General features: G+C 56.2%; 22 protein-coding genes and 3 tRNA genes. 10 read left to right on the top strand and 15 right to left on the bottom strand.

Annotated features, from left to right (window positions below):
- Positions 1–94: 94 nt before the first annotated feature.
- The gene (locus EBB79_RS07820) at positions 95–1,342 is read right to left on the bottom strand and encodes an N-acetylmuramoyl-L-alanine amidase (protein ID WP_127748387.1); all 1,248 of its coding nucleotides are present in this window, start codon (positions 1,340–1,342) and stop codon (positions 95–97) included.
- A gap of 126 nt (positions 1,343–1,468) precedes the next feature.
- Positions 1,469–2,614, bottom strand: a complete 1,146-nt coding sequence (locus EBB79_RS07815) for a pyridoxal phosphate-dependent aminotransferase (protein WP_127748386.1) — start codon at positions 2,612–2,614, stop codon at positions 1,469–1,471.
- Between EBB79_RS07815 and EBB79_RS07810 the strand changes: the two genes are divergently transcribed.
- Together EBB79_RS07810 and EBB79_RS07805 are read left to right on the top strand one after the other, a co-directional pair.
- Positions 2,613–3,983 carry a M48 family metalloprotease gene (locus EBB79_RS07810; RefSeq protein WP_127750924.1) on the top strand — a complete coding sequence of 457 codons (1,371 nt, stop codon included), beginning with the start codon at positions 2,613–2,615 and terminating at the stop codon, positions 3,981–3,983. The genes EBB79_RS07815 and EBB79_RS07810 overlap by 2 nt on opposite strands.
- Before the next feature lie 2 nt (positions 3,984–3,985).
- The gene (locus EBB79_RS07805; protein ID WP_127748385.1) at positions 3,986–4,750 is read left to right on the top strand and encodes a DsbA family protein; all 765 of its coding nucleotides are present in this window, start codon (positions 3,986–3,988) and stop codon (positions 4,748–4,750) included.
- Positions 4,751–4,804: 54 nt separating this feature from the next.
- Here the strand turns inward: EBB79_RS07805 and ispG are convergent, their stop codons facing one another.
- The 3 genes from ispG to hemA form a co-directional block, all read right to left on the bottom strand.
- The gene (ispG, locus tag EBB79_RS07800; protein ID WP_127748384.1) at positions 4,805–5,926 is read right to left on the bottom strand and encodes a flavodoxin-dependent (E)-4-hydroxy-3-methylbut-2-enyl-diphosphate synthase; all 1,122 of its coding nucleotides are present in this window, start codon (positions 5,924–5,926) and stop codon (positions 4,805–4,807) included.
- Positions 5,927–6,024: 98 nt separating this feature from the next.
- Positions 6,025–7,218, bottom strand: coding sequence for a helix-turn-helix domain-containing protein (locus EBB79_RS07795; RefSeq protein ID WP_127748383.1), 1,194 nt, complete (start codon positions 7,216–7,218; stop codon positions 6,025–6,027).
- Between the two features lie 131 nt (positions 7,219–7,349).
- Positions 7,350–8,573 (bottom strand): 5-aminolevulinate synthase, encoded by a 1,224-nt coding sequence (gene hemA / locus EBB79_RS07790; protein WP_127750923.1) that lies wholly within the window; start codon positions 8,571–8,573, stop codon positions 7,350–7,352.
- Between the two features lie 322 nt (positions 8,574–8,895).
- Between hemA and EBB79_RS07785 the strand changes: the two genes are divergently transcribed.
- The gene (locus EBB79_RS07785) at positions 8,896–10,284 is read left to right on the top strand and encodes a M20/M25/M40 family metallo-hydrolase (protein WP_127748382.1); all 1,389 of its coding nucleotides are present in this window, start codon (positions 8,896–8,898) and stop codon (positions 10,282–10,284) included.
- Positions 10,285–10,393: 109 nt separating this feature from the next.
- Here the strand turns inward: EBB79_RS07785 and EBB79_RS07780 are convergent, their stop codons facing one another.
- Positions 10,394–11,281, bottom strand: coding sequence for an NAD-dependent epimerase/dehydratase family protein (locus EBB79_RS07780; RefSeq protein ID WP_127748381.1), 888 nt, complete (start codon positions 11,279–11,281; stop codon positions 10,394–10,396).
- Positions 11,282–11,539: 258 nt separating this feature from the next.
- Between EBB79_RS07780 and EBB79_RS07775 the strand changes: the two genes are divergently transcribed.
- A complete protein-coding gene (locus EBB79_RS07775; RefSeq protein WP_127748380.1) occupies positions 11,540–11,923 on the top strand; it encodes a nuclear transport factor 2 family protein in 384 nt (127 codons plus the stop codon).
- A gap of 153 nt (positions 11,924–12,076) precedes the next feature.
- Here EBB79_RS07775 and EBB79_RS07770 read toward each other — a convergent pair.
- From EBB79_RS07770 to EBB79_RS07760, 3 genes are all read right to left on the bottom strand, one after another.
- Positions 12,077–12,153: transfer RNA gene (locus tag EBB79_RS07770), tRNA-Asp, on the bottom strand.
- A gap of 66 nt (positions 12,154–12,219) precedes the next feature.
- Positions 12,220–12,296 (bottom strand) — tRNA-Asp (locus EBB79_RS07765).
- 79 nt (positions 12,297–12,375) lie between these two features.
- Positions 12,376–12,452, bottom strand: a tRNA-Asp gene (locus tag EBB79_RS07760).
- Between the two features lie 649 nt (positions 12,453–13,101).
- Between EBB79_RS07760 and EBB79_RS07755 the strand changes: the two genes are divergently transcribed.
- From EBB79_RS07755 to flbT, 3 genes are all read left to right on the top strand, one after another.
- Positions 13,102–13,950 (top strand): flagellin N-terminal helical domain-containing protein, encoded by an 849-nt coding sequence (locus EBB79_RS07755; RefSeq protein WP_127748379.1) that lies wholly within the window; start codon positions 13,102–13,104, stop codon positions 13,948–13,950.
- A gap of 76 nt (positions 13,951–14,026) precedes the next feature.
- Positions 14,027–14,398, top strand: coding sequence for a flagellar biosynthesis regulator FlaF (gene flaF, locus EBB79_RS07750; RefSeq protein ID WP_127748378.1), 372 nt, complete (start codon positions 14,027–14,029; stop codon positions 14,396–14,398).
- A gap of 1 nt (position 14,399) precedes the next feature.
- On the top strand, positions 14,400–14,804 hold the full coding sequence (gene flbT / locus EBB79_RS07745) for a flagellar biosynthesis repressor FlbT (protein ID WP_127748377.1): 405 nt from the start codon (positions 14,400–14,402) through the stop codon (positions 14,802–14,804).
- Between the two features lie 60 nt (positions 14,805–14,864).
- On the opposite strand, the gene EBB79_RS07740 is transcribed toward flbT, so the two are convergent.
- The 3 genes from EBB79_RS07740 to EBB79_RS07730 form a co-directional block, all read right to left on the bottom strand.
- Positions 14,865–16,268, bottom strand: coding sequence for a TRAP transporter large permease (locus tag EBB79_RS07740; protein WP_127748376.1), 1,404 nt, complete (start codon positions 16,266–16,268; stop codon positions 14,865–14,867).
- An 11-nt stretch (positions 16,269–16,279) separates the two neighbouring features.
- Entirely contained in the window at positions 16,280–16,939 is a 660-nt protein-coding gene (locus EBB79_RS07735) for a TRAP transporter small permease subunit (protein ID WP_127748375.1), read from the bottom strand.
- 76 nt (positions 16,940–17,015) lie between these two features.
- Entirely contained in the window at positions 17,016–18,026 is a 1,011-nt protein-coding gene (locus tag EBB79_RS07730) for a C4-dicarboxylate TRAP transporter substrate-binding protein (RefSeq protein WP_127748374.1), read from the bottom strand.
- Between the two features lie 506 nt (positions 18,027–18,532).
- On the opposite strand from EBB79_RS07730, the gene acs reads away from it, so the two are divergent.
- The 3 genes from acs (at position 18,533) to EBB79_RS07715 (ending at position 21,796) form a co-directional block, all read left to right on the top strand.
- Complete coding sequence (acs, locus tag EBB79_RS07725; RefSeq protein ID WP_127748373.1) at positions 18,533–20,491, top strand: acetate--CoA ligase; 1,959 nt, start codon at positions 18,533–18,535, stop codon at positions 20,489–20,491.
- Positions 20,492–20,501: 10 nt separating this feature from the next.
- Positions 20,502–21,185 (top strand): adenylate kinase, encoded by a 684-nt coding sequence (locus EBB79_RS07720; protein ID WP_127748372.1) that lies wholly within the window; start codon positions 20,502–20,504, stop codon positions 21,183–21,185.
- 110 nt (positions 21,186–21,295) lie between these two features.
- Positions 21,296–21,796 (top strand): flavin reductase family protein, encoded by a 501-nt coding sequence (locus tag EBB79_RS07715; protein ID WP_127748371.1) that lies wholly within the window; start codon positions 21,296–21,298, stop codon positions 21,794–21,796.
- Between the two features lie 15 nt (positions 21,797–21,811).
- On the opposite strand, the gene EBB79_RS07710 is transcribed toward EBB79_RS07715, so the two are convergent.
- The 3 genes from EBB79_RS07710 to EBB79_RS07700 all read right to left on the bottom strand — a co-directional run bounded on the left by EBB79_RS07710 (position 21,812) and on the right by EBB79_RS07700 (position 25,128).
- Positions 21,812–22,828: a 4Fe-4S dicluster domain-containing protein gene (locus EBB79_RS07710; protein ID WP_238705022.1), complete on the bottom strand. Its 1,017-nt coding sequence runs from the start codon at positions 22,826–22,828 to the stop codon at positions 21,812–21,814.
- A gap of 273 nt (positions 22,829–23,101) precedes the next feature.
- Positions 23,102–24,085: an ABC transporter substrate-binding protein gene (locus tag EBB79_RS07705; RefSeq protein WP_127748369.1), complete on the bottom strand. Its 984-nt coding sequence runs from the start codon at positions 24,083–24,085 to the stop codon at positions 23,102–23,104.
- Positions 24,086–24,282: 197 nt separating this feature from the next.
- Positions 24,283–25,128: an ABC transporter permease gene (locus EBB79_RS07700; RefSeq protein ID WP_127748368.1), complete on the bottom strand. Its 846-nt coding sequence runs from the start codon at positions 25,126–25,128 to the stop codon at positions 24,283–24,285.
- Positions 25,129–25,158 lie beyond the last annotated feature (30 nt).

Raw genomic sequence — 25,158 nt, 5'->3', positions numbered from 1 at the left:
AATGCGCCATCTAAGCCCTAAAGACCCCACCGGATCTTCATCTGGCAATAAATATCCCGGGGTTTGGGGCAGCGCCCCAACCCTTTCATCACAATTATTGCCGCACCAAGGCACGGCGCGCAGCATCCTCTTCCCGCCAGGCCACCAATCCATTTAAAATCCCCCGCGTCATCGCCGCGCGCCACACAGGATCCTGCAGGTTCTTCAAATCACGCGGACTGGACAAAAACCCGATCTCGATCAGAACCGAAGGGATATCGGCGGCTTTTAGAACCGAGAACCCCGCCGATCGAAGGGGTCGTCGGTTCATCGGGCCACCCTGATTGGCCATGCCGTCTACCAGCGACCGGGCAAGCGCATCACTGCGCGGCTGGGTTTCCTGCCTGGCCAGATCCAGCAAAATGCCGGTGACCCGGTCATCAGCATCACTCAGATCCACGCCGGCCAATAAATCACTGCGATCATGGCGCTCTGCCAGTTTGGCAGAGGCCACATCCGAGGCTTCGGGCGATAGAACATGCACCGTTGCACCATGCGCCAGACCTTCGGACAGCGCATCCGCATGCAAGGATACAAACAGATCTGCGCCTGCCTGATGGGCCAGCGCTATACGGCGTTCCAGCGAGACAAAATAATCCCCGTCCCGGGTCAGCTGCACCTGAAACCGGCCCGAGCGCACCAGTTCCTCGCCCAGTTCAATGGCAAATCCCAGAATCAGATCCTTTTCCACCACGGTCTTCCCCTCGCCCTTCACTTCGGCGCCAGGATCAATACCGCCATGACCGGGGTCCAACACAACCAGCAGTGGCGCATCCGGACCTCGTGCAATCGGTGCAGCCAAATCCTCAGCGACCGGAAGGTCCCAGCGCGGATCCGTCGGGGCCCCCGCCCGTGCCGCAAAGGATTCGGGACTGGTTTTCACCAACTCCAGTTGCAGTGTCGCCTGTGCTGTCACCGTATCAATATCCAAAGCCGCGCTTTGAACACTCAGTGGCTCAGCCAAGTTCAGCACCATCCGGGACCAACCCGGCACATAGGTGCCGAACTGAGCTCGGGTAATCTGCTCCCCCTGCAACAAACTATCAGAACTCAGCCCACGCCAGTCTACTTCTTGGAAATCAAGCACCAGACGCGGTGGGTTGGTCAGGGTGAACAACCGATATGGCACCCCCTGGCTTAGGCCCAGTACGATGTGCGCACCACCGGATCCACTGTCCTCAATCCGGCTAGACACAGGATCAACGCGCGCCAGACCACTGAACCCCTGCGTCTGCGCCAGCACCGGCATCCCCTGCCAGCTCACGGCTACAACAACAGCAACCCACGTGAAAATTCTGCTCATTTTTTCCAAGCCTTTTCCGCCTCTTGTAGCAACAAACCTACGTCACTGCCCTAGCTATCCGCACCGATTACTTTTGATCAACGCCCCACTGTCAGCCGACCAAATTCCCGCGCGCCGCAGGTCCACTCATACCCGTGATGCCATAAATGTCTCAAGCCGTGCCAAGCCTTCTTCGATATCCGCAGTCGAGCGCGCATAGGAAAACCGCAGTGTGGTGGCGCCGCGTATAGGATCAAAATCCAACCCCGGCGTCACCGCGACCCCGGCTTTCTCCAGAATTTCGGCGGCAAAGGCCCGACTGTCCTGGGTCAGGTCAGTGACATCCGCATAGACGTAAAACGCCCCATCTGGTGGCGCGATCTTGGTGAACCCGGCTTTTGGCAACCCCTGCAGCATCAAGTCGCGATTTCGCGCATAAACAGTAAGGTGCTGCCGCATCTCGTCCTGACAGTCCAGTGCCGCCAGCGCCGCCACTTGGCTGGCATGAGGGGCACAGATGAACATATTCTGGGCAATCCGTTCAACCACCCGCACATGGTCCTCGGGCACTACCATCCAGCCAACCCGCCAGCCTGTCATCGAAAAGAACTTTGAGAATGAATTGATCACATAGCAGTCATCTGTCAGCTCCAGCGCCGTCACCGCCTTGGCCTCATATTCCAGCCCGTGATAAATCTCGTCCGAAATAAAGCTGGCCCCGTGGTCCTGCGCCGCCCCTATCAACGCGCCCAAAGCATCGCGCCCCAGCATGGTTCCGGTTGGATTTGCAGGCGAAGCCACCATAAGTCCCGCCAGATTTAACCCCGACAGATTCGCGGCCACCGGCTGCAGGCGGTTTTCCGCCGCTGTTTGAATGTCTACCGGCGTCAAACCCAACGCCTTCAGGATCTGCCGGTACGATGGATAACCCGGCGCCCCGATCCCAATCCGGTCGCCACTGTCAAACAGCGCCGTAAACCCCAGAAGAAAGGCACCAGAAGATCCGGGCGTTATAATCACCCGATCCGGGTTCAGGTCAACATTATACCACTCTCCGTACAACTGCGCGATACGCTGTCGCAACGCCGGAAGCCCCAAAGCCACAGTATACCCCAAAGCATCTTGTTCGAGCGCCGAGGCCAAGGCGCGCCGCGCCCCCAGGGGCGCACCGGTTGACGGCTGGCCGACCTCCATGTGGATAATGTGCCTGCCAGCCTCTTCGGCTTTACGCGCCGCCTCCATGACATCCATCACAATGAAGGGATCGACATTTGACCGGGTTGAGTTTCGCATGTTGATCTCCCATGGTGCGGCCATGTTTATTGACCGTTTATCCAGGCTGGCGTCAATCCCGGCACTGTTATTGAGCACATTGTTCCTGATGGCATCGGCCTTGCCGTCGGCAGCAATCGGCCTGTTGCGCGATGCAGACATCGAACATGGCCTAACCAAATTAGCCGCTCCGGTTCTGACGGCAGCCGGGTTAAACGCCAAACGTGTGCGGGTTCTGGTGGTCAATGACCCCAGCTTCAATGCGTTTGTTGTGGATTCTCAAACCATTTTTGTGAACTACGGTTTGATCTTAAAGGTCACCAGCCCCGAAATGCTTCAGGCTGTGATTGGCCACGAGGCGGCGCATATTGCCAATGGTCATCTGTCCAGGCGTATGCAGAACATGCGGTCTGCCAGCTCCATCTCAGGGCTTGGCGTCGCATTGGCAGTCCTGGCCGCGGCAGCAGGCGCCGGGGACGCCGCAGCGGGAATCGCAGTTGGCACCCAAAGCTCTGCCCTGCGAAGCTTTCTCGCCCATACTCGCGCGGAAGAAGCGTCGGCTGATCGCTCGGCTGCGGGCTATTTGACCCGGGCTGGCGTCAGTCCACAAGGACTGGTTGATTTGCACCAGGTTTTTGCTGGTCAGGACATTTTAAGCACTGCCAACCAAGATCCCTATATGCGCTCCCACCCGCTGAGCCGAGACCGCCTGCGGGCCGCCAAATCCTATGTCGCAAGCTATGGCGACAGAAGCACTCCAAATGCCGAGGCCGACTATTGGTTTGCCCGGGTCCGGGGCAAACTGTCCGCTTTCAACCGATCACCAAAGTGGACGAAACGCCGTGCCCACGAAGAAAGTTCAACCGATATACGCCTGATGCGGGAAGCGGTGGCTTTTCACCGTTTGAACAACCTCAAGAAATCGCTGAATGCGCTGAATGGCGCGCTGGCACAACGACCTAATGATGCTTATTTTTATGAGCTCAAGGGCCAAATCCTGATGGAAAACCGCCGCTGGAACGAGGCCCTGTCGGCCTACCGGCGGGCCGTCGATCTTGCCCCTTCTGAGCCACTGATCTTGGGCAGCTATGGTCGTGCATTGCTGGCTGCAGGCCAGCCTAAACGGGCTATTCAGGCGATGGAGAAAGCCCGGGCTCGTGATTTTCGCGATGCAAGACTGCTGCGTGACATGTCGCTTGCCTATGCCAAAACAGGTCAAAACGGCATGGCCGCACTGGTCACAGCAGAACGTTACGCGCTTAGGGGCCGCATGGAGGACGCAGGCCGACACGCCAAACGCGCAACTTCATTGCTGCCGCGTGGCTCTGCCACTTGGCGTCGGGCACAAGATGTGCTTATCGCTGCAGAACAATATCAAAAAAGGAAATAGAAATGATGCGTATTCCCCGTGCCCTTACTGGTTTTGCTACATCCCTCGCCTTGCTGACCGCTCCGGTTCAGGCGCTGGACCTGACAGCCATGACCGAGGCCGAACGTGCCGTATTTGGCGCCGAAGTACGGGCCTACCTGCTGGAAAACCCAGAAGTGATCATCGAAGCAGTAAACCTGCTTGAGCAGCGCCAGGCCGTGGCCGAAGCCGCACAGGACGACGCACTGGTGGCTAACAATCTCGAAGAGCTGCACAATGATGGCTATTCGTGGGTCGGGGGAAACCCAGACGGCGATATTACCCTGGTTGAATTTATGGACTACCGTTGCGGTTACTGTCGTCGGGCGGCTCCTGAGGTGGCAAAGCTGCTTGCCGCTGACGGCAATATCAAACTGATAATCAAAGAGTTCCCTATCCTGGGAGAGGCTTCGGTCCTGACCTCCCGCTTTGCCATTGCGACCCGGATTGTGGCAGGCAACGATGCCTATAAGCAGGTGCATGACGCATTGATCGAATTTGGCGGCGAGCCAAACGAAGTGGCTCTGCGCCGCTTATCCGAAGGGTTGGGGCTGGATACAGATGCCATCATGGCAGCGATGAACGCCCCCGAGATCAATCAGGAACTGAGCCAAACCCGCGCGCTTGCGCAGCGGATGAATATCTCCGGCACCCCAACCTTTGTCTTGCAGGATGAATTGTTGCGCGGCTATTTGCCTGCGGATCAAATGTCAGTGATTATTGCAGACAAACGCGACCAACGCGGCTGAAGTAAGTGCAGGGTGCGTATAAGATCGCGCCCTGCAAAACTTGACCAGACAATATTATTCGGCCGCTTCAGCCGCTGCATCCAGCGAAGCTGCTTTTTTCTCGACTTCCTGAACAATGTTGTCGACCATTTGCTCATTGCTCATTTTGTGACTGGCCTTACCGGCCAGATAGACCATTCCGGCCCCGGCCCCTCCTCCGGTAAATCCAACATCCGTCATTAGCGCCTCACCTGGGCCGTTCACAACGCAGCCAATGATCGACAGGCTCATTGGAGTATGAATGTGGGCCAGCCGCTGCTCCAATGTCTCGACGGTCTTGATCACGTCAAACCCCTGCCGCGCACAGGATGGGCATGAAATGATATTTACCCCTCGGTGACGCAGACCCAGCGATTTAAGGATTTCAAATCCAACTTTGACCTCCTCAACCGGATCCGCGCTAAGGGAAACCCGCACCGTATCTCCGATGCCCATCCACAACAGTTGCCCCAGACCAATCGCCGACTTGATTGTCCCCGACACAAATCCACCCGCTTCGGTAATCCCAAGGTGAATGGGGGCGTCAGTGGCGTCGGCCAGCTGCTGATAGGCCGCTGCGGACATGAAAACATCCGACGCCTTGACCGAGATCTTGTAGTTATGGAAATCGTGATCCTGCAATATGCGAATATGATCCAACCCACTTTCGACCATCGCATCCGGGCAAGGCTCGCCGTATTTTTCCAGTAGATGCCTTTCCAGCGACCCCGCGTTAACACCAATTCGGATCGAGCAATTGTGATCCTTAGCAGCCTTGATCACCTCGGCAATCCGCGACTCGTTGCCGATGTTTCCTGGGTTGATCCGCAGGCAGGCCGCACCCGCCTCAGCTGCTTCGATACCGCGTTTATAGTGAAAATGAATATCGGCAATGATCGGCACCGGGCTTTCTGCGACGATCTCTTTCAATGCCTTGGACGAGGCCTCATCTGGTACTGATATCCGCACCAAATCAGCTCCGGCCTCGGCGGCAGCCTGAACCTGCTTGATGGTCGCCGCAACATCCGTCGTCAGTGTATTGGTCATTGTCTGCACTGCAATGGGTGCATCACCGCCGACGGGCACATTGCCAACCATGATCTGACGGCTTTTTCGGCGTTCGATATTACGCCAGGGGCGGATATGATTGATCGACATTTGCGGATCCAGACTAAAGGTCAATTGCCTTTAGATACGCCCAGATGTGACGCGCTGCAATGGCACATGACATCACATCAGCCATTAGAAACTGTGGATTACTCTGAGAAAGTCGCAGCACCAAGCTCGGCGACCATTTTGGCCAAATCGCGATCCTGATCCAGGTCGGCGACATCAAAACGATCAGTTACGTTATCGATGGACAACGGTAGATTACTAGTGACTTCGCCACGACGGCCAACCGGACCAAAATGCGCCCCACCCAAGGCAAAATAAATGGCGCTGCTTTCGCCAGTGCGCAGCAATGGCGCCTCTTCAGTCGCCGGAATTTCATAACTCTGACCCGGTTTCATGATACCTTCAAAGATCACGCTACCGTCTACAGCACTAACCCGCACCCAAGACTCACGCACGGCGACCATGGCCAATTGCGGAGCAGCCTGTTCAATGACCTGCGGTACCGGTTGCGCCGTGACAGTCGAGGACGGCAGGCGAGCCTCGGCGAATTCCTGGCTGGGGCGTTCAGGGGAGGTAAAGCTACCAAATGAACTTGGATCCAGGGTCGAAATAGGGGCATCGCGCGCCATCAAGACCGGGACATCCAATGCCTGAGGACGGTATAACCGGTTCAATGCATCAGACGTAAAGGCCGCTTCTGAATTCAGCGACATCGCATTTGCGTTCAGCAAAGGATCCAGTTCGGCCAGAACCACCGGGGTTTGTTCCACTGGGGCCATTTGGACCTGTTGCACCTGCTTCAGAACTGTCCATCCGCCAAAACCAACGCCGCCGATTAACGCCAGCAAGACCAGGATAGACCCAAAGGCCCGGGCTTCGATATTTGCAAGGACGCCGCCCTGATGCGGCGAAAACGGTGTGTTGGGCGCGGTGAATGCATCATTCCCCAAGCCACCCATGCCGGTCGCAATAGGCGCCGGTCCGGCACGTTTACTCGACGCTTTGGTAGACATCCCATGCGCAACTTCAAATCCGCTTTCGCGGCAGAAATCCTCAAACACCTGTTCAGGGTCCATGTTCAGATAGCGGGCGTAGGAACGTACATACCCGGCGATAAAACCGGGGGTGTCAAACACATTGGGGTCGGAATTTTCTATTGCGGCAATATAGGAGGCTTTGATCCGCAATTCTCGCTGCACATCCAGCAGGGACTTACCCAGAGTTGCGCGCTCACCGCGCATCGCATCTCCGAGGCGAAATTCGTAGTCATCAAAGTTTCGAGGTGTAGTTACCTCACGCACTTTAGACTTGCGCTGAGTGATGCGCCCAATCATCCCTGCTATCCCATTCCTGCCTGTCACGTCACAGTCCAGAGCGCCTATAAAATCGTCCCAACGATTCGATTGCACTCTTTCATTGACGTTTTAGTAACACACCCTAAATAATTTTACAGTGCGCTCGTGACTTAGCCCGCCAGATCGGCACGATTCAGCGCACAATGGGACCACAGGGCGTCCATCGCCTTAATCAATGCATCAATTTCTTTTGGGCCGTGCACAGGTGACGGCGTGAATCGCAAGCGCTCTGTGCCGCGTGGCACAGTTGGAAAGTTAATCGGCTGAACGTAGATTCCGTAGTCCGCCAGTAACATATCGCTTAGTTTTTGGGTGTGCACAGGGTTACCAACCATGACCGGCACAATGTGGCTGCCGTGGTCAATGATCGGAAAGCCCAGACCTTTCAGTCGCAACTTCAAGATCTTGGCTTGTTGTTGCTGCATGTCGCGCAACTCCGGTGTCTTCTTCAAATGAGCAACCGAGGCCGCAGCACCGGCCGCCACAGCGGGGGCCAGCGATGTGGTGAAGATAAAGCCCGGCGCATAAGACCGGATCGCGTCGATCATTTTTGCGCTGGCGGAAATGTAGCCCCCCATCACTCCAAAGGCCTTGGCCAGGGTGCCGTTGATAATGTCAATGCGATGCGCCAGGTTGTCCCGCTCAGCCACACCGCCGCCGCGTGGGCCATACATGCCAACAGCATGCACTTCGTCGATATAGGTCAGGGCGCCAAATTCTTCGGCCAACTCGATGATCTCTTCGATCGGGCCAAAATCACCATCCATCGAGTAAATGGATTCAAAAGCGATCAGTTTGGGCGCGGATGGGTCATCCGCGGCTAACAATTCGCGCAGATGCGCCACATCATTGTGACGAAAGATTCGTTTGGCACCGCCATTGCGGCGGACGCCTTCGATCATTGACGCATGGTTCAACGCGTCAGAATAAATAATCATGCCCGGAAACAATTTGGGCAGGGTGCTTAGCGTGGCGTCGTTGGCGATATAGGCCGACGTGAACAACAACGACGCCTCTTTGCCGTGCAGATCAGACAATTCAGCCTCAAGCCGTTTGTGATACACCGTTGTGCCGGAAATATTGCGCGTACCGCCAGAACCAGCGCCAGTCGCGTCTATCGCCTCGTGCATTGCCTCAAGCACCACAGGGTGTTGCCCCATGCCGAGATAATCGTTGCCGCACCAGACAGTGATGTCCTGCTGGCTGCCATCCGGCCGTGTCCACACTGCATGCGGGAAGTGCCCTTTGCAGCGTTCGATATCGATAAAGGTCCGGTACCGGCCTTCTTCATGAAGTTGGTTAATCGCAGTGTCGAGCTTCGCGGTATAGTCCAACGGTATCTCCATGACCAATCCCGGCACCCCGGAGTGTAAAGCGACTGTGCCGTATTCTCGATTGAGAATAGTAAATTTGAGCGCCTGTTTCGTTCAACCACATACGTCCGAACGCAGCGTGGTAGCCTTGATGTGGATCAAATAGACCTTTGTTTAGGGCACGGCAAGAACAGTAGCGCCCTGATTTTACCTGTTTGCGCCCAAAACCGGCTCCAATATGACGTCGCCGGTGCCTATCGGAGCCATGACGCAACCGCCTCTGGTCCCCGGTCAGCCCCGCTGCTAGGCTCTGCGCAAAATACCCGACAGCCAGGAGAAACCTATGTCACTTGATGATGTTCTAGCCCAGATTGACCGTAATTTAGACACGGCAACCAATCACTTAATGGATTTACTGCGGATCCAGTCCATCTCGACCGATCCCGCCTATAAAGCTGACTGTGACAAGGCCGCTGATTGGTTGGTTGCTGATCTAAAGTCCCTTGGCGTGGACGCGGCAAAACGCCCCACACCAGGGCACCCAATGGTTGTTGGCCACGTCGGCGAAGATAACAGCGACCTGCCGCATGTCCTGTTTTATGGTCATTACGACGTGCAACCGGTTGATCCGCTTGCGCTGTGGACGACGCCGCCATTTGAGCCACAGCTGGAAGAGACCGAAAACGGCACTGTCATTCGCGGTCGTGGCGCCTCGGACGACAAAGGGCAGCTGATGACCTTTGTCGAGGCCTGCCGCGCCTGGAAATCCGTACATGGCACCCTGCCCTGTCGCATCACCTTCTTCTTTGAAGGCGAAGAGGAATCCGGATCGCCGTCGCTGATTCCCTTTATGCAAGAGCACGCCGAGGAGCTGAAGGCCGACATCGCACTGATCTGTGACACCTCGATGGTGTCGCGCGGCGTGCCCTCGATTGCCTCGCAGCTGCGCGGCATGTTGAAGGATGAATTCACCATAATTGGTCCACGCATCGACCTGCATTCAGGTCACTACGGCGGTCCTGGCTTGAACCCACTGCGGGAACTGTCGCGGATTGTTGACAGTTTTTATGATCAGGAAACCGGCCGCGTGGCGGTCGACGGATTTTACGACGGGGTTCATGAGGTCCCCGCCGACCAATTGCGCCAATGGCAAAGCTGCGGCTTCAACGAGGCGGATTACCTGAACTCGGTCGGATACAGCCAGCCGCACGGCGAAAAGGCCTATTCCACGCTGGAACAGCAATGGGCCCGACCAACGCTGGAAGTGAACGGGCTTTGGGGCGGTTACAACGGTGCAGGCTCCAAGACAGTGATCCCCTCCGAGGCCCACTGCAAGATCACCTGCCGTCTGGTTGGCGACATGGATCCCGACGCCCTGCGCGACAAAATCCGCTCTCACGTCAGCGCCCAACTGTCGCCAGACGCCAAAGTGGTCTGGGATCAGGATCTCGAAGGATCGCGCGCATCCGTGATGAACATTGCCCGCCCGGAATTTGAGGCCGCCCGTGGTGCGTTGTCGGAAGAATGGAACCGTGAGGCCGTGTTCTGCGGCATGGGCGGATCGATCCCAATCGCCGGCTTATTCAAGTCAGAGCTGGGCATGGATGCCATGCTGGTTGGCTACGCCAACGAGGATGACGCCATTCATTCACCCAATGAGAAATACGACCTCAAGAGCTTTCACAAGGGCATCCGGTCGTGGGCGCGTATTCTGGATGCGCTGACAAAGTAATCTGGTTACGGCATCCCCATCGGCGGTCTGTGCCGCCGATGGGACAAACGCCCAGGGTCGCGGGTTGTTCCAAAGTCACTGGTCCAACACCGGGCCAGATCCTGCCCCGCTACAGCGAAACATAATCCCGCCAGTTGTGCTGTTCCTTGAAACCCAGCATGGTCCGGATTTTGCGATTGGAATATAGCGCTTCATGGTCGCCCATCTCCCGGCTGAGCTGCATACCGGGAAAAAACCGCCTGAGGATCTCGCTGTTGGGGATATCCACCGAATTGGTGTCATTGCCAGCATTGAAGATCTGAAAGCCCAGACCATCGGTGATCAGGCAGCGATCGACGATCTGGCCAAGATCACGCGCATCAATATAGCAAAACAGGTTGCGGCGACGCACAATTGGATCGGCACAGAAGCCGCGAAATTGGTCGTATTCATGGGGCTCGATGACATTGCCAATGCGCAGCCCGTAAATATCAATCCCCGAACGACGCTGGAACGAGCGGCCGGTCGCCTCGTTAACCACTTTACTTAACCCGTAGCTGTCCATCGGGTTCACATCGCAGCCTTCCTCGACCGGCAGAGCATCCGGGTTGATGGTTCCATCAGCAAAGCACACGGCATATGTGGTCTCAGACGAGGCAAAGATGACTTTGGGAATGCCCAGTTTCACCGCTGCTTCGATAACGTTGTAGGTGCCGGTGGTATTGATACGAAAGGTCTCGTGGTCGGGCTTGATCAGAATTCGCGGCACGGCGGCAAAATGCACCACTGCGTCAAATTTGGGCACCCCTTGCCCCGGCTCCAACTCGTCGAAATTTGCGTAGCTGGTCATCACGTTGAACATGGAGCCAGAATCACTGATGTCAGCCAGTAGGTCATCGATCCCCGGCTCATTCAACGGCGTCAGGTCGACATTGACCACATGATGACCCTGATCACGCAAATAGCGGCAAACATGACGCCCCGCCTTGCCCGAGCCGCCTGTAAACAGAATGCGCATTTTGATCTTCCTTGTCTTTGAGCGTCGGTTCAGGCTGAAAGGCCACAATACGGACCCGTGTCTTCTCATTGCTGCGTCAGCCGCTGGTTCACCAGTAAACGGATAACCCACAAATCATGCGGGTTTCCAGCACCCGTGTTACTTAGGACCCTGGCAATGACCACCGGGGGTGAGGCCTGAGCCCTTCGATCGGGCCCTTAAACCATCGCGTTGCAACGGTTTCTTGATTTTCACCTGTGCCTGCCGCAAGTTAACGGCATGACAGAAACTTGGAACACAAACGGGGCGCTATTGAGCAAAATCCTGGCACTGGAGACTGCTGTATGGCAGGCGCTGATGGCGGGAGACATGGAGGCCGACAGTCGGATGTTGACCCATGATTTTCTCGGTGTGTACCCGTCCGGGTTCTCCTCCAGGGCCGAACATTGCGGTCAACTGGCCGATGGGCCGGTCATGGAATCGTTTTCCCTGAGCGAAACGCAACTGCGTGTGATTTCGCCTGACGCCGTTCTGCTGAGTTACCGCGCAACGTACCGCCGGACCAAAAGCGGATCGGATGAGGCCATGTATATCTCTTCTTTGTGGCAGCGCAGTGCGGATGGCTGGCTGAACAGCTTCAGCCAAGACACCCCCGTAGTCTAGATCCCCTCCCTCCAAAGGCTCCCGCCCGGGCACTATGCCTCTTTGAGGCGCGGCCCCGTTGGGCATGGCAGCGTGCCTACGGCCCGCTGCGGCTGCAGGTCGAAACGACATAGTTAAGCAACAGAGACAGATTATGACAGGTGATAAGGCAAGTGGCGCGGTTGACGGGGCTCGAACCCGCGACCTCCGGCGTGACAGGCCGGCACTCTAACCAGCTGAGCTACAACCGCGCAGTGACCTTGCGGTCGCTCCCCTCCGGGGCGGCCCTGATATCCTCAGGGCGGATGAGAAAGAAGTGGCGCGGTTGACGGGGCTCGAACCCGCGACCTCCGGCGTGACAGGCCGGCACTCTAACCAGCTGAGCTACAACCGCGCATTTTCTTCTCGGTGGATTTTGCAATCCAGTCCCCTCCGGGGCGGACCTTGAATTACCCAAGGTAGGCAGGCAGCAGTGGCGCGGTTGACGGGGCTCGAACCCGCGACCTCCGGCGTGACAGGCCGGCACTCTAACCAGCTGAGCTACAACCGCTTGCTGCCCATCCAGCATCGCTGCTGAATGTTGGGCTGTAATATTCCTAGGTCTCGGGCATCGTCAAGCGGTGTTTCCGCTTTTTCGCAGCTTTCAGGAAAAAAAATACAAATCACCAACCAAGTCTCTGAAATTAGGTGCTTAGTCACGTCAACAATGAACCAAGAAGGCGCCCCTTATTCGTCAGCCCCAGGATAAGCTATACTGAAAGAGCCCAATTGGCACGCGGACATCCCCGTCAGTGGCTTAGCATCTCCAAAACCCTGGCACGCAAGTTGCCTATCGGTTTTGATTCTGCCTGCCAGCCGCTACCTTCTCATGGGCTTCCCAACAGTTGAACTGAAATTCCGATACAGACCGCTTCAAAAAGAGCGACCCACTAGACAGACGCACAGACGCACAGACGCAAGTTGAGCAGGGTAAATCTGAGTCGAGCTAAGGCAGAAACACGCAATTTAGAGAAAATTCTAATAATGCAATTTCTGGCATTAGCACTCCTTTTACACCTGTTGGGCCAATGTCTGCTTGCATCTCGGACCGGGGTGGCGCGACCGCTACCGGCCGATCGCAACCGTCAGAAACGACTTTAGAAAACATGCCCGTCAGGGCGAATACGCTGGGTAAAATCCTAGCAGAACAAGGAAACAACATGACCAGCATTTTGACCAACAATGGCGCAATGGTTGCTCTGCAAACGCTGCAATCTGTCAACGATAGCCTGACTGACGCTCAGAACGAGATCTCGACGGGTAAGAAAGTTGGAACCGCAAAAGACAACGCCGCTGTTTGGGCCATTTCCAAAACTATGGAATCCGACATTGCGGGTTTCAACGCGATCTCAGACAGCCTGGCTGTCGGCGAAGCGACTGTTGCGGTGGCATCAGCTGGTGCCGAACAGATTGTGGACACCCTGACTGATATTAAAGAACTGATCGTTTCCGCGCAGTCCGAGAACGTTGATCACGCCAAAATTCAGGCCGATATTGACGCAAAAATTGAACAAGTTGCCGGAATTATTTCCGCTGCACAGTTCAACGGTGCCAACCTGTTGGCCTCTGACATTGACGGCAATTCCACTACTCAGCTGGGTGTTTTAGCGTCACTTGACCGCGTCGGCGCAACTGGCACTCCAACGCCAACTGAAATTCTCATCGATACTGTTGATTTTGAAGCCGATCTTGACCTTGCAAGTAACCTGACATCAATCACTGACAGCGCCACAGCAGCAACTGCAATGGGTGAAATCGAAGCCTTCTTGGCCCTGGCAATCGACGGTGCGGCCCAATTGGGGTCCGACAGCGCCCGACTGGCAGACCAAGGTACATTTGTTTCCAATCTGACGGACTCGATGAAAATGGGTGTCAGTACGATGACCGATACCGACATGGAAGAAGCATCGGCTCGACTGAAGGCCCTGCAAACCCAGCAATCTCTGGCTGTGCAATCCCTCTCGATTGCCAATTCCGCGCCAGAAACACTCATGCAGCTGTTCCGCTAACAGCCCTGAACCGGGGCGCCCAGGTGCCCCGGTTTCCCGTCTCAGAGAATCTGTAGATTAGACGTAAGGAATTGACGTGAACGCGCTCAGACATGCAAAACAAGCATATTCGGCGGCAAAAGCCCCTACCCGTACTTTTAAGAACCTTGAGTATGACGCCATTGCGCGGATTACTCACCGGATGGTTGCAGCCGCCAACAAAGGCCCGGATGGGTTTAACACTCTGGCAGCTGCCCTCACCGACAATCGCAAGCTATGGACCATTTTCATGGCCGATATTGCCAGCCCCAACAACCAACTCCCCCTGGAGCTGAAGGACCATCTTACCTATCTGACTGAGTTCACGCGACAACACACCAGCAAGGTCCTGGCCCGCAAGGCCGGCGTAGCCCCTCTGGTTGAAATCAACACGGCCATCATGCGTGGCCTACGAAGCGGAGCCCCATGAAATGAGCGGATTAGTCCTAAAACTCGCCCCCAAAGAACGTGTCCTGGTGAATGGCGCGGTGATTGAAAACGGTGATCGACGCAGCCGGTTGTCGATCGTGACGCCGGACGCCAATATCCTGCGCCTGCGCGATGCAATCCACCCCGAGGAAGCCAATACGCCGGTGCGCCGGGTCTGTTACGCAGCCCAGCTGGTGCTGACCGGTGACATCGATCCACAAGAGGACCGACTGCCGATGCTGCGCCGGATCGAGGATCTGAGCCAGGTGTTCACTGACCCCGACAGCCGCGCCTCGCTGGCCGAAGCAACCGAGGCGGTTATTCAAAACAACCACTACCGCTGCCTCAAAGCGATACGAACCCTGATACCCCGTGAGGATCGCCTGATGGCGGTGCAGCCAAAATAAATTCAGCCGATGTCGCATCACACGCGGCATCGGCCGTTACCCTATTGCCCCATAGTGACCCTATCCAGCCAGTGACGGCAGGTACAAAACGATACCGGGGAAAGCCACCAGCAGTGCGATGGTCACGCCATCAGCAATGAAGAACGGCATCACCCCACGGAACACATCCTGCACGGTCAGATCATCGCGCACGCCGGCCACGACAAAGCAGTTCAGGCCAATCGGCGGCGTGATCAGGCAGAACTCGGCCATTTTCACCACCAGAATGCCAAACCAGATCGCGCACATGGTGCCGCTCATGCCGAAGGCGCTATCGGCAGCAGCAACGCTTTCGCCGCCATTTAGCGCCATCACCGCCGGATAAACCACAGGCAGTGTCAGCAACAGCATGCCAATGGCATCCATGAACATACCCAGCACCGCATAGGCCAACAGGATGCAGATCAGGATCACCATCGGAGACATCTCAAGCGAGGTAATCCAGTCCGAAAAGGCGCCCGGCAGGTCCGCAAAGCCCAGAAACCGCACATAGATCAATACGCCCCAGATGATGGTGAAGATCATCACCGTCAACTTGGCCGTCTCTAGCAGTGCTGATTTCAGCTGTTCCCATTTCATGCCATTATAGATGGCCATACAGAACACTACAAAAGCGCCCAACGCGCCGCCCTCAGTTGGCGTGCCCCAGGCTTGATCTCCGAAGGGGTTGTAGACAAAACAGATGATGATCACGACAACGAAAATGATCGGCAGAGCGGCGGGTAACGCCTCAAAGCGCTGGCGCCAGGTAAAGCCGGTTACGGGCGGGCCGACATTCTTGAACACCATAGCAATGCCAACAATCAGGGTCACATAGACCACCGCGCTAAAGGCGCCTGGAATGAACCCGGCCAGCAGCAGCTTGCCCACGTCCTGCTCCACGATAATGGCATAGATCACCAGAATGGCCGAAGGTGGGATCAACGAGGCAAGGGTTCCGGCCGCGGCAACTACACCTGCGGCGAACTGCTTGTTATAGCCAATCGCTAGCATTTCCGGGATGGCGATACGAGCAAACACAGCCGAAGTGGCCACCGAGGCGCCAGACACCGCTGCAAAGCCCGCCGTTGCAAACACCGTCGACACAGCCAGACCTCCGGGCAACCAGGCGATCCAGCGCTTGGCGGCCTCGAACAGGGCTTTGGTCAGACCCGCATAATAGGCCAGATAGCCGATCAGGATAAAGGTGGGGATCAAGCTTAGCGCCTGACTTGAGACCTTGGAGTGCGGCACTTGCCCGGCGACCTTAACCGACACAGTCAGAGCTTTGGTAAACTTGTCCGGCGCGTAGCCAAATTTAGCCCAGAAGATCCACACCAGCCCAATTAACCCGGCTGAGGCAGCAGCAAAGGCCACCCGCATTCCGGCCACCACCATGACCAGCATTATGCCGGTGACCCAAAGGCCAATTTCTATCGGTTCCATGTTCTTGCCCCTTAGTCTTCTGTGCCGCTGTTAGCCGTGCCATTGTCGGCCCCGCTCAGCTGTTCTGCTTCTGCTGCTGCCTGCGCCGCTGCGCTTTGGATCAGAGGCACCGCCACCGGGTGTTTTAACCCCAGAATAAGCGCGCGCCCATAGCCCCAAACCTGCAACATCAGTCGTAGGGACAATACTGAAAACGCCACTGGCACGAGCAGTTTGGCAGGCCAGATCGGCAGGCTGATATCAATCGAGCTGTCCCGGCTCCACAGCGGTGCAGCAAAATCAAACGAGCGACCAAAATGCGACCAACTGCCCCAAACCAAGGCCACCATCAGCAGTAGGATCAGCAACACAGAGATCAACTCGAACAGCCACAAGGCCCGCCCCTTCAGGGCTGCGACCACAATATCCATGCGGATATGGGCACCGTCGCGCTGTACATAGGAAATCCCCATGAACGCAATCAGCGGCATCGCCTGTTCAATCCAGTCAACATAGCCCGGCAAAGGCGCGTTAAACGCGTTGCGCCCGCCCACTGAAACCACCGCCAGCACCATCAGGGAAAACACTGCCAACCCGCTGACCAGCGCCAACGCCTGCTCTATCCGCAGCAACTGACCGTCTAACCGGCTGATCAGACTGCCATCCTCTAAAACCGCAGCGCTTGTCGCCATGGAACAGATCCTCGTCTATATTTTGAAATCAAATGGGCCGGGCAATGATGCCCGGCCCCAATCACATATCGCAGGCTTACTTGCGGGTGTCGGCCAGCGTGTCCATCACCAGGTCATACAGCTCTTGTGCTGGAATCCCCTGAGCAGACATATCGCTGATCCAGGCTTCGCGGATTGGGTCGGCTGCAACTGTGCGGAACTCGGCCAGCTGTTCCTCGGAAATCTCGACCTTTTGAACGCCCTTTTCGGTCAGCACATCATCCCATTTGGACAGTAGTGCACCGTAGTTGTCCAGATAATGCGCGATGGACTCTTCGACCGAGCCATCCAGCGCCTCGCGCTCGCTGTCGCTCAGCATGTCATATGCATCAGAGTTGACCACAACCGGGCAGTTCACGGTACCGGGGTTCAAGTTGGCGGTCCACCAATCGGCACGGTTTATGGTGCCAAAGGCCAGATGCGCGTGTTGGGCAAAGGCCACAGTATCAACGACGCCAGATTCCATCGCGTTATAGGCCTCGGTCGCGGTGACCGAAGTTGGAACGGCACCCACGGCAGCAAAGGCTTTGCCGATACCGCCCGTGGCCCGCACGCGCATATCCTTGAACGATTCCAATGTCGCGCGCGGATCACCAGTGCCGACAATGTTGTACTGCGGCATCGGCGAGGTCATCAGCAGCTTGGCATTCCAGCGCGCCAGATCGGCCTGTACAGCGGGGTGCGCATAGACCGCGTTCGCCACGGCAACTTCCTCGTCCAGAGTGTTCACACCCAGGAACGGCAATTCCAGAACAGTAATGGTTGGGTTTTTGTCACGGTGATAGCCGGCACAGAACTGCGCCATCTCAAAGGCGCCAATAGAAATCCCGTCCAGGTTTTCCTTATTCTTGGACAGGCCACCGTAAGAAATGTTGAGAGTGAACTCGCCGTTGGTCTTTTCGCTGACCAGTTCTGCCAGACGTTCGACATGTTCGGTAAAGGCGCGGCGTTTACCCCAAACGGACACATTCCACTCGGTTGCAGCAGCTTCCGAAACGATGGCAAATCCCGCTGTGGCCATCAGGGCCGCGGTCAAAATCTTGGTCATGGTAATTCTCCCTATTTGCGCCCTTGATACGAGGCACTTAGAACGTAAGCTAACGATAAGACTTGCCGCTGCCAAGCCCTGCGCGACCACCTGATCGCCCCAAGCTTGGGGCATAAGGTGGCGAGTTCAGACTTGGGCTGTTGCATCGCAATCGAGACCCCGGCCCTGCCCTGAACGACAGACTGCCACTAAATGTCACATCTCTGTCTTGTACCCATGGCCACATTGACAGCCGGTCACAGCCGGAACAGCTGGTTTCAACCCCGCACAAGATTTGACAATATATAGTTTTTATTCCAATAGTTTAGCCCTCACACACACCCACGAATTTACAGATACAGAAAAACATCGGAAAATCGTTCACAAGCAAATCGTTATTTTCCCGTCGCTTATTCACATATTTTCAACCTGCTCTATGATCACCGCTGAGGAAGAAAACGGTTTGACAGACCCGCCCAAGGGCTGTGGTGTGACAAGCTGAGAAATTTGAGAGGGAGGGACCCAGGATGACCACGCAGAACGAGAGCCCCGTGTATCCGCCGTCGGCCGAAGCCATTTCGCATGCGCATGTCGATGCTGCCAAATACGACCAAATGTACGCTGCGTCATTGGCCGATCCGGATGCATTCTGGAGCGAGCAAGGCCAACGCATCGACTGGATCAAACCCTTTACCCAGGTAAGGGACGTCAATTTCAACTTTGGCGAAGTTTCGATCAATTGGTACACCGATGGTGCGCTGAACGTCAGCGCCAATTGTATCGATCGTCACCTGGCCACTCGCGGTGATCAAACTGCGATCATTTTTGAACCCGACAACCCCAAAGACCCTGCCCTCAACATCACTTACAAACAGCTGCACAGCTCGGTTTGTAAAATGTCCAATGTGCTGGCCTCGATGGGTGTCACCAAGGGCGACCGGGTCATCATCTATATGCCAATGATCCCCGAGGCCGCCTATGCGATGCTGGCCTGTGCCCGGATCGGTGCCATCCATTCGATCGTTTTCGCCGGCTTCAGCCCTGACGCGCTGGCCGCACGGGTCAATGGTTGCGGCGCCAAGGTGATCATTACCGCCGATCACGCCCCACGTGGCGGCCGCGTCACACCATTGAAGTCCAACGCTGATGCCGCGTTGCTGCATTGCCAGGACGATGTGAAATGTCTGGTGGTCAAACACACCGGCGATCAGACCACTTGGGTTGATGGTCGCGACTATGACTATAACGCCATGGCCGCCGATGCCGCCGACAGCTATGCCCCGGCCGAAATGAACGCCGAAGATCCGCTGTTCATCCTCTATACCTCGGGGTCGACGGGTCAACCCAAAGGCGTGGTACATACCACTGGTGGCTATCTGGTCTATGCCGCCATGACCCATGAGATTACCTTTGATTACCATGATGGTGACATCTTTTGGTGCACCGCAGATGTAGGCTGGGTCACCGGTCACAGCTATATCGTTTATGGCCCGCTGGCGAATGGTGCCACCACACTGATGTTCGAAGGCGTGCCCACGTTCCCTGACGCCAGCCGGTTCTGGCAGGTCTGCGAAAAGCACAAGGTCAACCAATTCTACACTGCCCCCACCGCACTGCGCGCCCTTATGGGACAGGGCAATGAGTGGGTCGAGAAATGCGATCTCTCCAGCCTGCGCATTCTGGGAACAGTAGGCGAACCGATCAACCCCGAGGCCTGGACCTGGTACAACGACGTGATAGGCAAAGGAAAATGCCCGATCGTCGATACCTGGTGGCAAACCGAAACCGGTGGCCACTTGATGACCCCCTTGCCTGGCGCCCACGCGATGAAGCCGGGATCCGCGATGAAGCCGTTCTTTGGCATTCAACCGGTGGTGCTGGACCCGACTTCCGGTGTTGAAATCGAAGGCAATGACGTTGATGGTGTGCTGTGCATCAAAGACAGCTGGCCCGGCCAAATGCGCACCATCTGGGGCGATCACGAGCGGTTCCAAAAGACCTATTTCTCGGATTACAAAGGCTATTACTTTACTGGTGATGGCTGCAAACGCGACGTCGATGGCGACTATTGGATTACCGGCCGCGTCGATGATGTGATCAACGTTTCTGGGCACCGCATGGGCACCGCCGAGGTTGAAAGCGCGCTGGTGGCCCATGTTGCCGTCGCCGAAGCCGCAGTGGTTGGTTATCCGCATGACATCAAGGGTCAGGGCATCTACTGCTATGTCACCCTGATGAACAATGCCGAGCCCAGTGACGAGTTGCTCAAAGAACTGCGAACTTGGGTCCGCACCGAGATTGGCCCGATTGCCAGCCCCGATGTGATCCAATGGGCTCCTGGCCTGCCCAAAACGCGTTCAGGCAAGATTATGCGCCGCATTCTGCGCAAAATCGCCGAAAACGACTTTGGCAGCCTTGGCGACACTTCAACTCTGGCTGATCCTTCGGTGGTTGACGATCTGATCGCCAACCGGGCCGGAAAATAGGAGGATGAGCATGGGTACGGAAACACTCACCGCTCCGGCGGTTTTGATCTTGCTGGGGCCACCCGGTGCCGGCAAGGGCACACAGGCGCGTCTGCTGGAGGAGCGATTTGGCCTTGTACAGCTGTCAACGGGGGACTTGCTGCGCGCGGCTGTCGCCGCAGGCACAGACGCAGGCAAAGCAGCCAAGGCCGTGATGGAGGCCGGTGATCTGGTCAGCGACCAAATCGTCATCGACATCCTGAGGGATCGCCTGGCCGAGCCTGACTGCGCCAACGGGGTCATTCTTGATGGGTTCCCGCGCACCACGGTGCAGGCCCAAGCGCTGGATGAACTGTTGGCAGAGTCCAAGCAGCGGATCAACACGGCCATCAGCCTAAACGTTGATGACGCAGCAATGGTCAAACGCATTTCAGGCCGCTTCACCTGTGGCGGCTGCGGCGAAGGATATCACGACAGTTTCAAGGCTCCGGCCCAAGATGGCATCTGCGACAAATGTGGCGCCTCGGACATGAAACGCCGCGCAGATGATACAGCCGAGACAGTGGCCGCCCGACTAGAGGCCTATCACGCTCAGACAGCGCCGCTGATCGCCTATTATGGCGACAAAGGGGTGCTGAAAACTGTAGATGCGATGGGGGATATCGCTGATATTGCCGCAGCGATGGCAACGCTGGTCGATCAGGCCATGAGTTGAGTTGATGCGGCCCCTGTATCAAAGGGGGCCGCAATCAATTTAACATTCTATTGGACAATATCCCGGCTCCATGTCAGTGCGGCGGCAGAGATTACTTAGGGGCGCAGGATATGTCCGTCACCAGCTTTACTCCCGGACCGGAAACAACGCGGGCTTACCGCGATGCACTGGGGTGTTTTGGAACCGGGGTGACCATCGTCACCACGGTGACCAGCCGTGGACCTCTGGCGATGACAGTCAATAGCTTCACCTCGGTCTCGATGGATCCCGCATTGTTGTTGTGGTGTCCGGCCCGGCGCTCGCTGCGCCACGATGCCTTTGTCAGCGCCGACCATTTTGCGGTTCACGTTGTGGCCGAGGATCAACTGGAGCTGGCCAGGCATTTTGCCATGAACGGCGAAGCTTTCGACGCCGTAAACTGGCAGCCCAATGACGCTGGTATCCCCACCCTGCCCGGCTGCATCGCCCGCTTTGACTGCCACCAGTTCGCCTGCCACCCAGGCGGCGACCACTCGATTGTGATAGGTGAAGTTTACAAAGTCACCACACGCCCCGGGAAAGGGCTGATCTTCAAACATGGGCTTTACGGCGGCTTTCTCGAACAACCCTGAAACCCATTTCGGCAGTTACTGGCCGCGTAGCGGTTCCGAATGCATCAGCCCAGATTCTGCCAATTGCTTGTTACGCAATAATTCAATTCCGCGGACCCGACAACTTGAACAGAGTCGGCTCAACCACTGAGCATCCATCTTGGACAATACCCGTTTTCCATCCTGAAACTGATTCAACAACCGGTCCAAAGCGGGCTTGGCCGTAAAAGAATCACCGCAAGATTTGCAGTTGGCAGGCATTGCCCGATGGAGGGACTGTCGTTCATCAGCGCTGGGTGACGACACTAGCCTTGTGTCTAGATGCAGCGCATCTTTGGGGCAGATGGACTTACACATTCCACACTGAATACAGCTGCTTTCTACAAAATGAAGCTCACTCGCGCCCTCTCCGACTGTCAAAGCATCCGTAGGACACAGCCACACGCAATTTTGACACATATTGCAGGCCGAGGCATTCAGCTGCACCGTTCCATAGGGTGCATCAATCGGCAACGGGATCGGAACATGGCCGTTTGGCAACAAGACTGCAGCACAGGCGCGCGCTGTGCTTGGGCGGTTTGCTGTGATCGTCGGCGGCTCTGTCGGCCACGGACCAGCATTTGAAGGTACAGCGGCCAGCATGCTCTGAAGCTGATCGATTGAAGCAAAGGAGCTCACCCGACCTTCCCCGCCCATCGCCCGTGTCAGTTCAATTTCATGACCCTGCATCGCAGCCAACTCAATGGACATCTGTTGTTGTAACAAAACCCGGTCAAACCCCATCGCCAAAGCAAGCAGAATATCAACGTGGCTAATATGTTCCAATGAACAGACTTCTACCGCCTGAGCCCAGATCCCTCGGCTGTTCACTTCAGCCTTGTTGACCTCATCGGCTCCTGACCCGTCATGCAGTATAAGAATCTGCGCCCGCGTCCCCTTCAACCGCCGTCTAAACGCGCGTTGACATAAGTTCAGCAGAGGAAAATCAACCTCGCCCGCAACAGAACGACTAAATCCAAATATGCTGCTCAGCTGACGGGTTTCACTATGCAAACAATGACCCCCACTTGCCAAGTCATCACTGCGGCACAAACACAGGCCGGATCGCTTCCAAATGGACATCATTACCCCTCTCGGTTGGCTGACCCTGGGAATAAAACCGAAGATCAAACCAACTTCACTTGAACGGGAATTAGATCATGATTGACTCAATTCAAGGCAGAGTGGACTAGTGTAATCCTGTATTGATTTATTCAAAAAAACCCGCAACGACGAGCGTTGCGGGCGAATCATGTATTTAACACTCATCTAATAGATGCTTGCAGCTCATTTCAGTGCAGCATCGGTGATGGCATGTGTCCAGGCACCTTCTGGCGTCATTGTGATCACCGGATCTGAACCACCGCCCAGCAAAGTAGACACAGTGCGGTCAAAGTCTGCCGGGTCAAGCGAGCCATTGCTCCCTGCCGTCAGCTTAGCAATCTCTGACATCATCCGTTGCTGGTGTGCTTCGGTCTGAGCCCCGGATGCATCATTGTCCAACACGATATCAGCCGCCTCACTTGGATGGGCCTCAGCGTATTTCCACCCCTTCATGGACGCCCGAACAAATCGCACCATTTTGTCCTGGAACGCCGGATCTTCTAGGTTCGCTTCAAGCGCATAAATACCGTCTTCCAGTGTCGCTACACCCTGGTCTTCATACTTAAAGGTCACCAGTTCGTCTTCAGACACACCAGCATCCAAAACCTGACCGTATTCATTGTAGGTCATGGTTGAAATACAGTCGGCCTGACGCTGCAGCAGTGGATCAACGTTGAAACCCTGCTTCAGCACGGTGACACCATCCTCACCACCATCGGTGCTGATACCTTCTTTGCTCATCCAGCTCAGGAACGGGTATTCATTGCCAAAGAACCAGACACCAATTGTCTTGCCTTTGAAATCCGCCGGGCTGGTGATGCCGGTGTCCTTCCAGCAAGTCAGCATCAACCCTGAACTTTTGAACGGTTGCGCAATATTCACAACCGGCAGACCTTTTTCACGTGCAGCCAATGCCGACGGCATCCAGTTCAGCATCACGTCGGCGCCACCACCGGCCAGAACCTGCGGCGGAGCAATATCCGGGCCACCGGGCAGGATGGTTACATCCAGGTCTTCTTCACCATAAAATCCTTTGTCCAGCGCGACATAATAGCCAGCGAATTGTGCCTGTGTTACCCATTGCAGCTGCAGGCGAACCTCGTCGGCGGCCTGCGCGGTGCCAGCAGCACCCAGCGCCAAAGCGGCGGCTGTCAAAATGTGTTTCATTGGTAGTTACTCCCTGTGGTTATGGCCAAAGCTTGCGCGAATTTGACCATCCGTTCAAAGTTTTTCTTATCCCCGCAGCAAAGCCTATACTGCCCTGCACAGGTTTTGAGCGCTCATGGTCACACTCAATATGACCCCGGTGCGCCCAACCGGATGCGCAGCCCAGTGCAAAACACGGGGCTGCGGAATTTCAGATCTCACCTTCGTTGCGACGGGTGCCAGAAGGTCAGCATTTTCTCCAGCATCGCCACCACGCCATAGAACAACGACCCTGCCAGGGCTGCGACGACAATCTCAGCCCAAACCATATCTAGTGCCAGTTGGCCGACACTGGTGGAAATTCGAAACCCCATACCCACGGTGGGAGAGCCAAAGAACTCAGCCACAATAGCGCCCACCAGGGCCAGGGTTGTCGAGATTTTCAAGCCGTTGAACACAAATGGCAGGGCCGCAGGCAGTCGCAGCTTGAAAAAGCTCTGCCAGTAGCTGGCCGCATAGGTCTGCATCAGATCCCGCTGCATGGCGCTGGTTTCGCGCAGGCCCGCGACCGTATTTACCAACACTGGGAAAAACACCATGACCACCACAACAGCCGCTTTCGAGTGCCAGTCAAAGCCAAACCACATCACCAGGATCGGCGCAGTTCCAACAATCGGCAAGGCCGCGACAAAATTGCCCACCGGCAATAGCCCACGCCGCAGAAAGTCACTGCGATCCATGACAATGGCCATCAAAAATGCCGCCGAACAGCCAATCACATAGCCACTCAATGCACCCTTCACAAAGGTCTGCTGAAAATCCTGCGACAGCTTAGACAGATTGGCCTCAAATGCGGCGGCAATATCCGTCGGAGATGGCAAGATTACTTTGGGAACCTGCATTCCCATGACCAGCAATTGCCACACCAGCAACAGGGTGATGCCAAAAATCGCAGGCACCAGCAATTGCACCAACCGGGTGTCCGACTGCGGCCCATTGGCCAGTCGCGCATTCAGCCACCAACCGCCACACCAGACCAACACCGCAAGACCAACCATCACCATGTCCCGCCCCCCTTGTTCATCTGGCCATAA

This window comes from Parasedimentitalea marina (assembly GCF_004006175.1).
Classification (GTDB): Bacteria; Pseudomonadota; Alphaproteobacteria; order Rhodobacterales; family Rhodobacteraceae; genus Parasedimentitalea; species Parasedimentitalea marina.
This window is presented reverse-complemented; position numbering and strand designations above follow the sequence as displayed.